Origin of the sequence: Chromohalobacter sp. 296-RDG, assembly GCF_029889885.1 — a bacterium.
Lineage (GTDB): Bacteria > Pseudomonadota > Gammaproteobacteria > Pseudomonadales > Halomonadaceae > Chromohalobacter.
Map to the genome: position 1 here is coordinate 20136 of NZ_JARANY010000029.1, position 13525 is coordinate 33660.

At 62.1% G+C, this 13525-nt stretch carries 15 protein-coding genes; 1 reads left to right on the forward strand and 14 read right to left on the reverse strand.

Annotated elements, in window-relative coordinates; all coding sequences use genetic code 11:
* Positions 1-147 precede the first annotated feature (147 nt).
* Positions 148-1026, forward strand: a complete 879-nt coding sequence (locus OP495_RS11320) for an NAD-dependent protein deacetylase (RefSeq protein WP_280569284.1) — start codon at positions 148-150, stop codon at positions 1024-1026.
* A gap of 50 nt (positions 1027-1076) precedes the next feature.
* Here the strand turns inward: OP495_RS11320 and OP495_RS11325 are convergent, their stop codons facing one another.
* The 14 genes from OP495_RS11325 to OP495_RS11390 all read right to left on the reverse strand — a co-directional run.
* Entirely contained in the window at positions 1077-1481 is a 405-nt protein-coding gene (locus OP495_RS11325) for a YbaY family lipoprotein (RefSeq protein WP_280569287.1), read from the reverse strand.
* Positions 1482-1526: 45 nt separating this feature from the next.
* The gene (locus OP495_RS11330; RefSeq protein ID WP_280564439.1) at positions 1527-1901 is read right to left on the reverse strand and encodes a translation initiation factor Sui1; all 375 of its coding nucleotides are present in this window, start codon (positions 1899-1901) and stop codon (positions 1527-1529) included.
* An 88-nt stretch (positions 1902-1989) separates the two neighbouring features.
* Complete coding sequence (locus OP495_RS11335) at positions 1990-2667, reverse strand: HAD family hydrolase (RefSeq protein ID WP_280569289.1); 678 nt, start codon at positions 2665-2667, stop codon at positions 1990-1992.
* A 180-nt stretch (positions 2668-2847) separates the two neighbouring features.
* Positions 2848-4155, reverse strand: a complete 1308-nt coding sequence (locus tag OP495_RS11340) for a TRAP transporter large permease (protein WP_280569291.1) — start codon at positions 4153-4155, stop codon at positions 2848-2850.
* A complete protein-coding gene (locus OP495_RS11345; RefSeq protein ID WP_280569293.1) occupies positions 4152-4763 on the reverse strand; it encodes a TRAP transporter small permease in 612 nt (203 codons plus the stop codon). Before OP495_RS11345 ends, OP495_RS11340 begins: the two co-directional genes overlap by 4 nt.
* A 54-nt stretch (positions 4764-4817) precedes the next feature.
* Positions 4818-5831, reverse strand: a complete 1014-nt coding sequence (locus OP495_RS11350) for a TRAP transporter substrate-binding protein (RefSeq protein ID WP_280569296.1) — start codon at positions 5829-5831, stop codon at positions 4818-4820.
* A gap of 39 nt (positions 5832-5870) precedes the next feature.
* Positions 5871-6974 carry a LacI family DNA-binding transcriptional regulator gene (locus tag OP495_RS11355; RefSeq protein ID WP_280569298.1) on the reverse strand — a complete coding sequence of 368 codons (1104 nt, stop codon included), beginning with the start codon at positions 6972-6974 and terminating at the stop codon, positions 5871-5873.
* Positions 6975-7233: 259 nt separating this feature from the next.
* On the reverse strand, positions 7234-7992 hold the full coding sequence (locus tag OP495_RS11360) for an SDR family oxidoreductase (protein ID WP_280569301.1): 759 nt from the start codon (positions 7990-7992) through the stop codon (positions 7234-7236).
* A 167-nt stretch (positions 7993-8159) separates the two neighbouring features.
* Positions 8160-9137, reverse strand: a complete 978-nt coding sequence (locus tag OP495_RS11365) for a D-glycerate dehydrogenase (RefSeq protein ID WP_280569302.1) — start codon at positions 9135-9137, stop codon at positions 8160-8162.
* Positions 9138-9185: 48 nt separating this feature from the next.
* Positions 9186-10151, reverse strand: a complete 966-nt coding sequence (locus OP495_RS11370) for a sugar kinase (RefSeq protein WP_280569304.1) — start codon at positions 10149-10151, stop codon at positions 9186-9188.
* 384 nt (positions 10152-10535) lie between these two features.
* A complete protein-coding gene (locus tag OP495_RS11375; RefSeq protein ID WP_280569306.1) occupies positions 10536-10724 on the reverse strand; it encodes a hypothetical protein in 189 nt (62 codons plus the stop codon).
* Positions 10725-10779: 55 nt separating this feature from the next.
* Positions 10780-11328 carry a thioredoxin family protein gene (locus tag OP495_RS11380; protein ID WP_280569308.1) on the reverse strand — a complete coding sequence of 183 codons (549 nt, stop codon included), beginning with the start codon at positions 11326-11328 and terminating at the stop codon, positions 10780-10782.
* Positions 11329-11445: 117 nt separating this feature from the next.
* Complete coding sequence (locus OP495_RS11385; RefSeq protein ID WP_280569309.1) at positions 11446-12612, reverse strand: MFS transporter; 1167 nt, start codon at positions 12610-12612, stop codon at positions 11446-11448.
* 307 nt (positions 12613-12919) lie between these two features.
* The coding region (locus tag OP495_RS11390) for a tRNA-dihydrouridine synthase (protein WP_280569310.1) at positions 12920-13525 on the reverse strand (606 nt) is incomplete at its 5' end.

Genomic DNA, 13525 nt, shown 5'->3' on the forward strand with positions numbered 1-13525 from the left:
ACGGTCATCCTGGTCGAGAACGTGTTACATGAACGCCCATTCTAGCTAGCTTGCCGGGGATCGGCGATGCCGACGAGCGATGAGCGCTTGTCGCGATACGGGACGCCAGTTGTATCATGGCGCATCGGCTTTGCCCGGGAGATCACGATGTCCGATTCCTCAGCGTCATCATTGGCGACCTTTCTTTCCCGTCATTCGCGGTTGTTCGTGCTCACCGGCGCCGGAATGAGTACCGATAGCGGCATTCCCGACTATCGCGATCAGCAGGGTGCTTGGAAACGCTCGCCGCCGATGACGCATCAGACGTTCATGCACAGTGACATCGCACGTCGACGCTACTGGGCGCGTAGCCTGGTGGGGTTCCAGGCGCTTTCGGAGGCGCGGCCTGGACGCGCGCATCGTGCGCTTGCCACGCTGGAGCGTGGCGGACGCATCGAGCAGTTGGTCACGCAGAATGTCGATGGACTCCACCAGCGCGCCGGATCGCGGCGTGTAATCGACCTGCACGGTCAGGCCGACGTGGTGCGCTGCATGCACTGCGGGGCGACCCAGATGCGCCATGCTGTGCACGCCGCCCTGGCGCGTATCAACCCCCATTGGACGGGCCAGGAGGCGAGTGTTGGGCCGGATGGCGATGCCGACTTGGCGCATGACGACTTCGGCGATTTTTCGTTGCTTTCATGCGCACGTTGCGGTGACGGTATCTTCAAACCCGATGTGGTGTTCTTCGGCGACAGCGTGCCACGCTCCCGTGTGGACGCGGCATTCGCGGCGCTTGAGGGCGCCGATGCGATGCTAGTCGTAGGTTCGTCGCTGATGGTCTATTCGGGCTATCGCTTCGCGCGGCGAGCGGCCGAGTTGGGCAAGCCGATGGCCTGCATCAACATGGGGCGCACGCGCGCCGACGCGCTGTTCAGCCTCAAGGTCGAAGCGTCGGCGGGCGAGACGCTGGATGCCGCTCTGCGAACCATGGCCACGCCCCCTGCCGGCGAGGTCGTATCCCAGGCCCCGGCGGCTAGGACGTAGCCGAGTCGAATATCGCGGCGCGTCCGCTCCGCTCGTTTCCGCTCCACACACTAAGGTGAAGCGGGCTCCAGCGTCACGGTCGGTATGCTGCCGGTCTCGCCGTTGAAGACTTCGACGCGCTCACGGTTGAGATGCGTCAGGCGCCCTTGATCGCGAACCTCGGCCTGCAAAAAGTACGTATGCGCCGCCTTGATGGCGCCCTGGTCATATTGCAACGTGACCTCGGTCGCGGGGGTGTCGACGCGTGTATAGCGGCTTTCTGCCACGGTGGCATCGTCGCTATCCTTCAGCGTGACATCGAGAGAAGCATCGTTGGATAGCTTGGGCGGCTGATCGAAGACGACCCGAGCATCGAGGGTATTGAAATCAGGGCCACTGGCACAGCCCGCGAGGCCAAGCAGCAACAAACCGGTAAGTACGGCATGCAGGCTACGCGGCACGTTAGGCAAGGACATGAGAGCCTCCTCGCACAGGAAAAGGGAAAGCAGCCGACGGAGCGTTCAACCGCCCGCCAATTTGACACGATAGCCGCGCGCTTCCAGTTCTGCCTTGAGCGTTTCGCGCTGATCGCCTTGAATCTCGATGATGCTATCCTGGATGGCGCCGCCAGTGCCACAGCGCTGCTTGAGCGCCTTGGCCAGAGGCTTGAGCGCGTCGGCCTTGAGTGGCACGCCTTCTACCAGAGTCACGCCTTTGCCTTTGCGCCCCTTGGTCTCTCGGCGCAGGCGGACTGTCCCGTCGAGGCTTGCCAGGCGTTCTTCCTCTGCCGTTTCGGCACAGCGACATTCGACGAGCGGTTTCCGGCACTCGGGACAGACTTCGCCGTGTTCGGTGGAGTATACCCGTCCACGTAACTGGTCCTGCAGCGATGCCATGCGCGCCTCCTGAATCGATGTGTCGCGGACATCCATGATAACGCGCCATGGCGTGGGGCACGATATCGGTTGACGCCATCCGACGGGCTTAGTGAAGCACGGCTTCCAACTGTTCCAGTCGTGCCACGGCACTGGGGAGATCGTGCATGTCATGCAAGGCGATGGCGCCCTCGGGCGTGGTTTCGCGTTCAGGGAAGCGGTTGATGTGGATCGTGCGCATTCCCGCTGCCAGGCCGGCCGCGACGCCTACATCGGCATCGTCGATGACCACGCAGCGTTCGGGCGCAGCCCGCATCTCGCGCGCGGCATGCAGGAACAGCTCGGGGTCGGGTTTCCAGCGCTCGATGGTGTAGCCGCTATAGAGGCGATCGCCGAAGTAGGCGCGCAGGCCGGTGCTGTCGAGGGCGCGGCGAATCTTGTGTTCGGGGCCATTGGAGGCGACGCAACGTGGATGCTCGGTGAGCCTGTCGAGCGCCTCGCGGATCCCCGGAATTGGTTGCAACTCGGTGCTCATGCGCGTCTGCATGGTATAGCGCATCTCCGCCTCGGCGGCCTCTCGGGCGGCGTCGTCCAAGGCGCCGAAACGGCGCTCCAGCTCAGCAACGATGTTGGCGAATCTGACGCCTCGAAACTCTTCCATGTATTGGGGCGCGGCGAAGGGTAGTCCGGCACGGGTCAGGACATCGGCCATGACATTGGCGAGAAGGGGTTCGCTATCGACAAGGGTGCCATCGCAGTCGAACAACAGGCACAGCGGATGAGACATGGTGGAGCCTCGAGGGCTTAGTGGATTAAACCGTTCATTGTCCCAAATATCGGCAGGCGACGCCCAGTATTGAGACAGCATACCGAGTTTGCGAACGGCGTTTTTTAAGCGCTCTATAGAACTTTAGTTGCCCCCGGCCCTGATGGCAAGGCCGGGGCGACGTTCAAAGCGATTGCGTTGTTATACGAAATCCGGGACTAGCGCTTTAGGGATCATCAATATCAGTTCCGGATACACGATTAGAAGCGCAATAACAGCGATCATTACCGCGAGATAAAGCAGTGTTGTGCCAAGCGCCTTGAGCAGTGGGATGCCGCCGATCTTGGCTGAGATCATTAGGCATAAGCCATACGGTGGGGTGATCAGGCCGAGTCCCAGGGCCATGACGCTGATGACGCCGAATTGGACCGGGTGCACGCCCGCCTGCATGGCCAGCGGCTGGAAGATCGGCGCGAGGATCGCCATCGCGGGCAGAGAGTCCATGAAGGTGCCGATCAGCAACATGACGCTGGCCATGACAATGAGCAGCGTGGTCGGGTCGGTGATGTTGACCCCTTTCATCAGCGACGGCGGAATCTGATAGAAGCTGATCAGATAGCCGAATATCGCCGCACCGACCAGGCTGAATAGGGACAGCGAGCACAAGCGGACAGTTGAAGTCGAAGCCTCCATGACGTTCTTGAGCGTCAACTCGCGGTAGACCAGAAAACCCAGCACCAGGGCATAAAGCACCGCCATCACTGCCGCTTCAGTGGGGGTGACTATCCCTAGCGTGATGCCGCCGATGATTAACACAGGTATGCCCGCCGCGAGCAGGCCGTCCTTGCCTGAATGCATGAGTTGGGTAAGTGTCGCCCGACTTCGCACAGGCACCTGGTAGCGACGCACGTATCCCAGATTGAGCAGTAGCTGTGCGAGCCCGATCATTACCCCGGGCAGGATCCCACCCAGGAACAAGCCGGCGATCGAAGTGTTGGTCAACGCGCCCCACACGATCATGTTGATCGACGGCGGGATGACGATGCCCATGACCGACGACGCGGCCGTGACCGCCACTGCGAAATGCGCGGGATAGCCTTCCCGTTTCATGGCCGGAATCAGCACCGTTCCCACGCCGGCACTATCCGCCGTCGAGGAGCCGGATACGCCGGCGAACAACATGCTGACCATGACGTTGACGTGGGCCAGGGCGCCCTTGAAATGTCCCACCAGATGCAGACACAGCGTGATCAGCCGGTCGGTGATGCGTGCGGCGTTCATGAGATTGCCGGCGAGCAGGAACAGGGGCACGGCCAGTAGCACGAACGAGTCCATGCCGTTGTACATGCGCTGAAACATGATCCAGGGCGTCAGGCGCGGGTCGAGCATGATCACGGCGAAAGAAGTGAGCACCAGCGACATGGCGATCGGCACGCCGGCGACGATCAATATGCCTAGCACGGCGAACAACAGCCAGGGTAGCAGGAACATCCAGTCCATCGGCATCATCGAGAAGACTCCTTGCCGCCGTTGCGATGCTCGGGGGCGCTGAGCGAATCGGTGGGCCTCTCGGTGGTATCGGCCAGGGCCTCATCGAGCTCGGAGGGCGTGTCCAGTGCCCGCTCCATGGCCGGCTGGCCATGCAGGGTCGCATGCAGGAGCCGTTGCGCGGCGAACAGGATGATCAGCGCGCCGCACACGCTGAACGTGACGTACACCGCGATCATCGGCAGCTTGGAGGCCGTGGCGCTGCGGCGAAGCCCGGAGAGCGCAAAGTCCTTGCCGTAATAGACGAATACGACGCCGACCGCGAGGCAGGCCAGGTCACGGATCAGGCGCGTCGCGCGGTCGAGCCGGGAGCCGCGGGGAAAGGCTTCGAGGACGAAGTGGTCGGCATGCAGCACGCCGATGGCGGTACCCAGCATGATCATCCACTGAAAGGCGAAGCGGCTGAATTCCTCGGTCCAGTACAGTCGCGGCAGCATGGGAAGGTTGCGGCTGACGATCTGATAGACGATGAACACGATGAAGGCCGCCAACAGCAACAGCAAGATAACGCCCAGCAGGCGCTCGAGCGCTCGGTTGAGCCGGGTGAGTCCGGTAAGCAGGGTGGGCATGGCGAAACCCTCGGCGACAGGAGCCGGGATGGAGCGTTCATCCCGGCCGGGGGATTATTCGACGTTGACGATCCGGTCATGAAGTTCGGTGAGGCCCATGTCATCGATCACCTTTTGCAGCGGCTCGGCGACGATCTCTTTCATGCGCTCACGATCCATGGGGTATAGCGTGGCGCCTTCTTCCTTGAGCGTCTCGAGCGCTTCGGCGTCCTGCTTGAGCTGTACCTTGCGAGCGTAGCTTGCAGATTCCTTGGCGGCGGCCATGACCGCGTCGCGCTGGCTATCGTCGAGGCGTTCCCAGGTCATTTGCGAGAGCGTCAGCAAGCGCACGGTGATGTCATGCTCGGAGAGCCCGATATGCGGTGCCACTTCATGAAAGCGCATGCGTTCTATCCACTCGGCTTCGTTGAGCAGACCATCGATGGCACCAAGTTGTAGCCCGGTATAGATCTCCTTCCAGGCCATGACGGTCGGCTCGGTGCCCAAGGCTTTCCAGGCTGCGATCAATGGTTCGGTGGGGTTGGTGCGAAGCTTCATGCCTTTAAGATCGTCGAGGCTTTCCAATGGCCGTGTGCTGACGATCTGGCGCTTGCCTCCTCCGAAGAAGGCCAGCACCTTGACGCCGGTTTCGTCCTCGATCTTTTCGGCTATCTCACGGCCCACTGGACCGTCAAGCACCGCCTTCCAGTGATCGACGTCGCGATACATGAAGGGAATCGAGAACACGTTGGCGGTCTTCGAGAAGTCGGTGATCAATCCTGGGTTGATGATCGACATGTCCAGCGCACCGGCCATTTGTTGCTCGAACATCTCGGTTTCGTGGCCGAGAACGGAGTTGCCCAGGATGGTGACGGAGATATCTCCGTCGGTCTTGTCTTCAATCAATTCCTTGAAGCGTTCGGCGCCAAGCTGATAAGCGGTGTCTTCGGTGCCGCCATGGCCAAAGCGCAAGTCCACGGCTTGGGCGCCACCGGCTAACGTCATGCCGAGCGTCAGCGCGATGGCGCCGAGCGCGCGCTTGGCAAAGGGGCGGCGGGATGCATTTGGATCGATCCAGTGCTGAGTCATGATGTCACCTCATTCATTGTTATGTCCGCTTTGGGCGGATCAGGCGTCGAGAGTGGCGTGTGGATATCGTCGGTACGATGTTTTCTCGGGAGTGGGAATTGGTGCGCATGAGTGGCGTACTTGCAGGCGTGGTGTAAGAACCACCTGCTCGCGAGCGCCGTCAGGATTGGCAATGCGCCGCATGGCGAGTCGCGCCGCCTCCTCGCCGATGGCGTAAGGATGGGTTGCGACGCTGGTTAGTGCGGGCATGCTCAGGGCGGCTTCTTCAATATCGTCGGTACCGACCACCGCACAGTCTTCGCCGGGAACCAGGCCCAGCCGTTGAAGCCCCAGCATGACCCCTAGAGCCATCAGGTCGTTGTGACAGATCACGGCCGTGGGGCGCGGGCTTTCTTGCATCAGGTGCTGCACGGCGTCGAAGCCGGCACGCCGCGTGACCGCGCCGCGTATCACGCGGTGCACATCATCGAGGCTGTGGGCACGCATGGCCTCGTGGTAGCCCCGGTGACGGGCCTGCGTGGCGGAGTGTCTGGCGTCGCCGCCGAGAAACACGATACGCCGATGGCCGAGCGTGACGAGATGATCCACGGCCTGGCGGACCCCGAGCTCGAAATCGGTACTGGCGTAGTCGAACGGGGGTGTGCCGATATGGCGCAACACCTGAACGCAAGGCATGTTCCAGTCCACGAGTTGGGTGAGAAGCGCGGGATCGGTGCCTTCGGCGGGGCATAGCAGCAAACCGTCGACACGCTGCTCCCGCATGCGCTCCAGAAAGCGTTGCTGACGCTCGGGAGAGTCTTCGCTGTTGGCCAGGAACGAGACATAGTTCTCGCGATGCAGGACTGAGTCGATGCCCGCCACCATGGCGCCGAAGAACGGGTTGGCGATGTCGTAGACGACCACGCCAAGGGTAAAGGTGCGGCTGGCGCGCAGCGCGGCCGCGCCACGGTTGTAGACGTAACCGAGGGCTTTGATGGAGGCTTGCACCCGTGTGCGCGTGGCGTCCGCCACCAAGGGACTGTCACGCAGCACCAGCGAGACCGTCGACCGCGACACACCGGCATGCGCGGCGATGTCCTGCAGAGTGACGCTTTGGCGCGCTCTCTCGCGTGAGGACGACGAGGTCTCGGGAAATCTGGCCATGACTGATATGCCTCGTTTTTGGATTGATCCAAATCTGTTGATCAGTCTAGAAGAGTCGTCGTGACGACCCCATTCACCTTTGGTCCAAATGCGACCAGAGTCGTAGGTAGCGGGGATTGTTGTCAGTGTCGAAAATGCCCACGTCGGTCTACGTGGGCGAGAGGTGGCAACTGCGTGGTGACGCCAAGCGCGTGGGTACAGGCCCGTGTCAAGCGGGCTTGTGGCTCAGCTTTCTTTAGTGGGTCTTTCAAGAACGTTATTAAAGCGATTGCCCACCGGTGAGTTCGATGCGTTCACCGTTGAGCCAGGCGAAATCGCTTGATAGCAGGCTCGCGACGGCGGCGCCGATGTCATCTGGCTTGGCCGTGCGCCCCAGTGGTGTGATCGAGCGGAAATGGGCGTTCAGATCCGGATCGTCGCGGACCGCGCCGCCGGCGAAGTCGGTTTCCACGGCGCCGGGGGCGATGGCGTTGACCGTGATCCGACGCTCGCCGAGTTCCTTGGCCATGTAGCGTGTGGTCACCTCCAGTGCGCTCTTCATGGCCGAATAGGCGCAGTGGTTGTCCAGCACGAAGCGTGTCGCTGCGGTGGAGACGTTCAGGATGCGTCCGCCCCGAGCGATCATCGGCAGCAGGGCCTGGCTGAGCAGGAACGGCCCCTTGAAGTGGGTGCGATACAGGGCGTCGAGATCATCCTCGGCGGTCTCCTCGTAGGGGGCGAGAATGCCTGCACCGGCGTTGTGGACCACGGCGTCCAGCTCCGTACCACCGAAGATGTTTTCAAGCGTGTCCGTTACGTTGTCCTTGAATTCGGCGAAGGCGGTACTATCGCCGACGTCGAGTTCGAGCATCGCTGCCGTGCCACCGGCCGCCTCGATCTCACGTGCGACCGCCAGCGCTTCGTCGCGATGACTGCAGTAGGTGCCGATGATGCCGACACCGTTGGCGACGAGGTGCAATGCCATGCTGCGACCGAGGCCTCGGCCGGCGCCGGTGATAAGGGCAATGCTGGAGGGCATGAGGTGGCTCCCGAGTCGAAAAGTGCGCGGCGCTGGGACCGCTATCAGTGATCATTGACTGGGGGCGGGATACCAGGTTTCAAGCGTGCGTGCCGGGCATCGAAAACGCCCGCACCGAGAGGAGCAGGCGAGAAGAAACGTGGCGCGTGCGGGGTGTGGGAGAGAGGTCAGCCGTGTGGTGTGACGTCGTTATAGGGGCTCGGCGGTTGTTGGCCCTCTAGGCCGGCGATGACGTTGTCGACGGCGCGCTGGGCCATGGCTTCGCGGGTTTCATGCGTCGCCGAGCCGATATGCGGCAGGGTGACGACGTTATCCATGCGCGTAAGCGGGGAATCGGCGGGCAGTGGCTCGCGGGCGAAGACGTCCAGCCCCGCGGCGTGGATCTCGCCGTTTGAGAGTGCCTCGATCAGCGCCTCCTCGTCGGCCACCTTGCCGCGTGCGATGTTGATCAGAATCGCCGAGGATTTCATGCGCTTGAGCACGTCCGCGTCGATCAAACCGGTGGTCTCTGCGGTCAGCGGCACGTTGACGCAGACGAAGTCGGCCTGCTCGAGCAAGGCGTTGAATTCGCAGTGCGTGGCGCCCAGCTCTTCCTCTAACGCCGGCTTGGGCGAGGCATGGGTGTAGAGCACCTGCATGCCGAAGCCCAGTGCGCCGCGCCGCGCGATGGCCTGACCGATGCGTCCGAAGCCGACCATACCCAACGTCTTGCCGTGGACATCGGTGCCGAAGTGAGTCTCGCCGATGCTGCTCGTCCATTGACCTTGCTTGACCATGGTGGCGAGTTCCACCGCCCGGCGGGCACTGGCCATGATCAACAGGAAGCCGGTATCCGCCGTGGTTTCAGTAAGCACGTCCGGCGTGTGGCAGAGCAGGATGTTGCGTCGGGTCAGTTCCTCAACCGGGTAGTTGTCGACCCCCACCGAGATGCTCGAGATAGCCTCCAGGTGGGGCGCATCGTCGAGCAGCTCGGAGGTGATCGGCAGGCTAGCGCCCAGCAAGCCATGGGCCTGCCCCAGCGCTTCACGAAACGCGGGGTCGTCGGCGCTTTCCAGCGTGTCGAAGTAATCGACATGGAAATGCTGGCGCAATTGTTCGAGGTGATGGGGCTTGAGTCGCCCGTAGGCGAGGATGCGCTTGGTCATTTGGGGCTCCTGGTCTCCTGGTAATGGATGAAGCATGGGAACGTACTGTCACGCCAATGGGTGTGCAGCTTCCAGGTCGCGCAGTCGGTTCCGGTGTGGCAGGCCCTCCATGTCGCCGACGACCTGCACCTGTTCGGCACCGATGAGATTGCCGCGATGCGCGGCCTGGCGTGGCGAGAGTCCGTCGAGCAAGGCGCTGATCACGCCCACCGCGAAGCCGTCGCCGGCGCCCACGGTATCGACGACGCGGGCCGCAGCCACGCCCTTTACCATGCCAGCATCGTCCGCCGTGCGCACGTAGCTGCCTTCCGGACCGAGCTTGACGATGACGCCGCTGGCGCCTTGATCGAGATAATAGCCGGCGATGTCGTGCGCACTATCGAGGCCGGTCAGGCGCTGGCCCTCGGCGAGCCCTGGCAGTACCCAGTCAGCGTGTGCGGCCAGCGCATTGAGGGTCTCGCGCATCTCGGCTTCGCTGTTCCACAGCGAGGGACGCAGGTTAGGGTCGAAGCTGATCGTGAGGCCGGCCTCGCGAGCGCGTTCCAGCATGTGGAAGGCGAGCTCGCGCGTGCTCGGCGAAAGCACGGGGGGCAAGCCGGTGGCGTGCAGGTGGCGCACACCCTGGAAGTCGAGATCGCTCACGTCGGCCACGCCCAGGTGACTGGCGGCACTGCCGCGCCGGTAATAGGCCACCTTGGGATCCTCGCCGTGTTCGGCGCGTTCCTTGAAGACCAGGCCGGTGGGGTGCTCGGTATCGGTACTCAGATAGCGGCAGTCGAGACCTTCGCCTTTGAGGGTGCGGCGAATGAAGGTGCCGAAGCCATCGTCACCGACGCGGCTGATCCAGGCGACGTGAAAGGCCAGCCGTGCCAGGCCGATGGCGACATTGGTATCGGCGCCGGCGATGCGCCGCTGGAAGCGCTCGACCTCGGCCAAGTCGCCGGGGGTTTCGGCGATGAACAGCGTCATCGCTTCACCGAAGGTCAGGATATCCGGTGTAGTGGAATCGGTCATGACAAGATCCTGAAAAGAAGCTGCAAAAGCGGTTGCCGAGGGCACGGCATCGGCGTCGTGACGGGTCGAGCGGTCGCCGATGGGAAAGGCCCATCATAGAAACACCGGGACATCACGACAATCGGACGTACCTAGACTTTGGTCGGAAGGGAGCGAAAGAGGTGCTGAAGGAGAGCGAAGGCAGGAGGTTGCGCGGGGCGAATTTGCCCCGCGCATAGGCGCTTAGAGGGTGTTTACAAAACAATAGGGCTGACACGATGTAGGCCTTCCAGTCAGGGGAAGCATCCATCTCGAAGGGCGGACGACCCAGAAAGATCAGTGATGCAGAGAAGCGCCTAATACGCCAGTTGGTGGAGGAGAAGCCGCTCGCTACTCTGGACGAGATCACCCAGGCCAGCCCCAGGCCGTGGTTGCCGGCGGACACGGCGCCCAGCCCACTCTGAGCTCCTCGTCACTGGCCGTGCCCAACCAGTTCAGAGCGCCGCGCGCCTTGAACAAGCCGGTGCGCTGCAGTGATTCAGCCTTGAGCCACACGCGCCGCCCCAGGCGCTCGGAAAGCACGTGATCGAGCACCAGCGGTGTCGGCGGGGAGCCTCGGTGGTCCGCTCCCGCGCGCGTTGCATATTGCTCACTTCCATTTGATGTTGCAGCCCATGGAGGGGATTTGCTGGGCCGACGGTGTGCGGTCCGCGAGCACGGCATCGGCGGCGGCGCGTAAATCCTCTCCGGTGACCGGCGTCTCCTTACTGGGCCGGCTGGCGTCGAACTGCCCTCGGTAGGCCAGGCGGTGCTCGTGGTCGAAGAGAAAGAAATCCGGTGTGCAGGCCGCCTCGAAGGCGCGCGCCACGTCCTGGCTTTCGTCCACCAGATAATCGAAGGTGTAGCCGCGTGCTTCGGTTTCTGCACGCATGTGCTCGGGGTTGTCATCCGGGTGGGCGTGAAAGTCGTTGCTGTTGATGGCGATCACCGACAAGCCCTTGGCCTGATACTCGCGGGCGAAGTCGGCGAAAGCATCCGCGATATGCTTGACGAACGGGCAGTGATTGCAGATGAACGCCACCAGGACCGGGCGCCCGGCGACGTCAGCGCTGTCGACCTCCTTGCCCTCGGCATCGGGAAGCCGAAACGCTGGCAGTGGGGAGCCCAGCTCGATCATGGTGGAAGGCGTCAATGACATGGGGATCTCCTGTGCGCGATGAATACGACCCACGCCTGGCAACAGGCGAGATGCATACATTCATTCTAGGCGCGATTGGCCTCTCCAGGGCAAGGGTACCTCTGAGATAGCCATTGTCTAGGCGCGTCGGGCGGGAATGAGATTACGCCAAGCGAGTAGGGCGATAAGCAGGAACAGCAGGGCGGCGATGCTGAACAATAGCGTGAGACCGCCGAGGCTGAACAAAAGGGCACCGAGAAACGGCCCACTGGCCATACCCATGAAGCGAAAGAAATTGTAGAGCCCCACGGCGGTAGCGCGGTGGGAGACGAAGACGCGCGTCAGCAGCGCGGTCTGTGCGGGAAGCGACAGGCCCAGTAGCAACCCGAACAGGAGTGTCGTCGTGATGAGCAGTGTCAGCGAATGTGCTGCCGTGACCATGAAAGCCATGACATCGATGGCGCATAGCAAGGCGGTGATTACCAGCAGGCTTTCCGTGGAGAGGCGTTTCTGCACACGGCTGCTCAGGAAACTTCCCAGCACTAAGGCCACGGAAAGCGGCAGGAACATCAGCCCCTTCTGGGCCACGGAGAGCGTGTAGCTCTGATCGAGAATCACCGGCAGATAGACCAGGAAATTGTAGTAAATGTAGAACTGGACAAAGCCCAGAATACCGATGGTCAGCCCCTGGCGGTCGCGCGCGATGCGTGCGTATTCGGCTATGTCGATCTTACGTGCGGGACCGGCGGGCTTAGTTTCTCTGAGCAATGCCCAGTTGATGATGCCGACCAGCGCCCCGGCGATGGCCAGCGCCAGAAATACGAAATGATAGTCGAAGCGTCCCGCGATGAAACCACCCGCCACCGGTCCGATGACAGGGCCGAGGGCGACCATCATCTGAAAAGTCCCCATCGCCTTGAGACGCTTCTCACCCTGGAAAAGGTCGCCGATGACGGTGACGGCGACCACCGACCCCGTGGCGATCCCTACCGCTTGAAATACGCGAAAGAAGAGCAGTGAGGTGATGTGGTCGGCATAGAAGCAACCGATCGACGCCGCGACGTACAGTGCGATCCCGGGGAGCAAGACCTTCTTGCGTCCCAGGCTGTCGGTCAGCGGACCGTAAAGGATCTGCATGAAGGCGATGATGAAGGTAAAGACCGAGATACTGGCGTTGATGAGCAGTTGGCTGGTGGACAGCGTGTCTTGCAGCTCGGGGAGGATGGGAACGTAGACGGTTTGAGTAAAAGGGCCAAGAAAAGCGGCGAATGACACTGAATGCGCGATTGCCTTTTTATGAACCATCGAGCGTTCCCGGGGTGGTGAAATAAAACGTTATCTTATCAAGTATCTGGCGACGGAGTCTCGTCGGTATCCCGGCGGCGGGCCACGGAGTAGGTGACTTGCTGAGTGCGGGTTATTGAGCAGGAGGTCGAGGAGTTGCGTATCCCATCGCCGAGAACTACGTCGGCTTGCCCTACGAACCGCTGGAGAACTAGGCGGGTATGGCGGCGCAGTCGTGACGCTATGAGCTAGCGCGTGACAACAAGCGGCCCGTATCGTTTCAAGGATGCGGGCCGTCTGAAAAGCGCCTAAGCCATTGTACGTCGGGTTAACCAAATAGCCCTTTCAACGTATGCGGCTGGCTGCGCAAATATTGCTTCGGGGCATTTACGGTAGCGCCGAGTTTGGCGGCGGCGTGCCACGGCCAGCGCGGGTCATAGAGCATGCCGCGGGCCAGGGCGACGGCGTCCGCCTCGTCGCTGAACACGATGCCTTCGGCCTGTTCCGGTTCGGTGATCAGGCCGACAGCAATGACCGGCATGGCGACTTCCTGCTTCATGCGGCGAGCGAATGGCACTTGATAGTTGGGGCCGACGTTCAGCGTCTGGCGCGGGTCCAGTCCGCCACCGGAGCAGTCGATGAAGCTGCAGCCACGGGCGTCGAGCGCCTTGGCCAATTCGATGCTCTGCTCCAGATCCCAGCCGCCTTCGACCCAGTCGCTACCAGAGATGCGGATGCCGACTGGCTTGTCATCCGGGAACACCGCACGCACGGCATCGAAGATCTCCAGCACGATTCGCATGCGGTTTTCCAGACTGCCGCCGTATTCGTCATCGCGCTGGTTGGAAAGCGGCGACAAGAACTCATGCAATAGATAGCCATGCGCCGCGTGCAGTTCGATCAGCTCGAAACCGAGACGCTCGGCGCGCTGGGC

Coding starts and splice junctions, on each gene's coding strand:
- OP495_RS11385 (WP_280569309.1), bottom strand. CDS start 12,612: ATGGTTCATAAAAAGGCAATCGCGCATTCAGTGTCATTCGCCGCTTTT.
- OP495_RS11365 (WP_280569302.1), bottom strand. CDS start 9,137: ATGACCAAGCGCATCCTCGCCTACGGGCGACTCAAGCCCCATCACCTC.
- OP495_RS11350 (WP_280569296.1), bottom strand. CDS start 5,831: ATGACTCAGCACTGGATCGATCCAAATGCATCCCGCCGCCCCTTTGCC.
- OP495_RS11320 (WP_280569284.1), top strand. CDS start 148: ATGTCCGATTCCTCAGCGTCATCATTGGCGACCTTTCTTTCCCGTCAT.
- OP495_RS11340 (WP_280569291.1), bottom strand. CDS start 4,155: ATGATGCCGATGGACTGGATGTTCCTGCTACCCTGGCTGTTGTTCGCC.
- OP495_RS11370 (WP_280569304.1), bottom strand. CDS start 10,151: ATGACCGATTCCACTACACCGGATATCCTGACCTTCGGTGAAGCGATG.
- OP495_RS11335 (WP_280569289.1), bottom strand. CDS start 2,667: ATGTCTCATCCGCTGTGCCTGTTGTTCGACTGCGATGGCACCCTTGTC.
- OP495_RS11355 (WP_280569298.1), bottom strand. CDS start 6,974: ATGGCCAGATTTCCCGAGACCTCGTCGTCCTCACGCGAGAGAGCGCGC.
- OP495_RS11360 (WP_280569301.1), bottom strand. CDS start 7,992: ATGCCCTCCAGCATTGCCCTTATCACCGGCGCCGGCCGAGGCCTCGGT.
- OP495_RS11325 (WP_280569287.1), bottom strand. CDS start 1,481: ATGTCCTTGCCTAACGTGCCGCGTAGCCTGCATGCCGTACTTACCGGT.
- OP495_RS11345 (WP_280569293.1), bottom strand. CDS start 4,763: ATGCCCACCCTGCTTACCGGACTCACCCGGCTCAACCGAGCGCTCGAG.
- OP495_RS11330 (WP_280564439.1), bottom strand. CDS start 1,901: ATGGCATCGCTGCAGGACCAGTTACGTGGACGGGTATACTCCACCGAA.
- OP495_RS11380 (WP_280569308.1), bottom strand. CDS start 11,328: ATGTCATTGACGCCTTCCACCATGATCGAGCTGGGCTCCCCACTGCCA.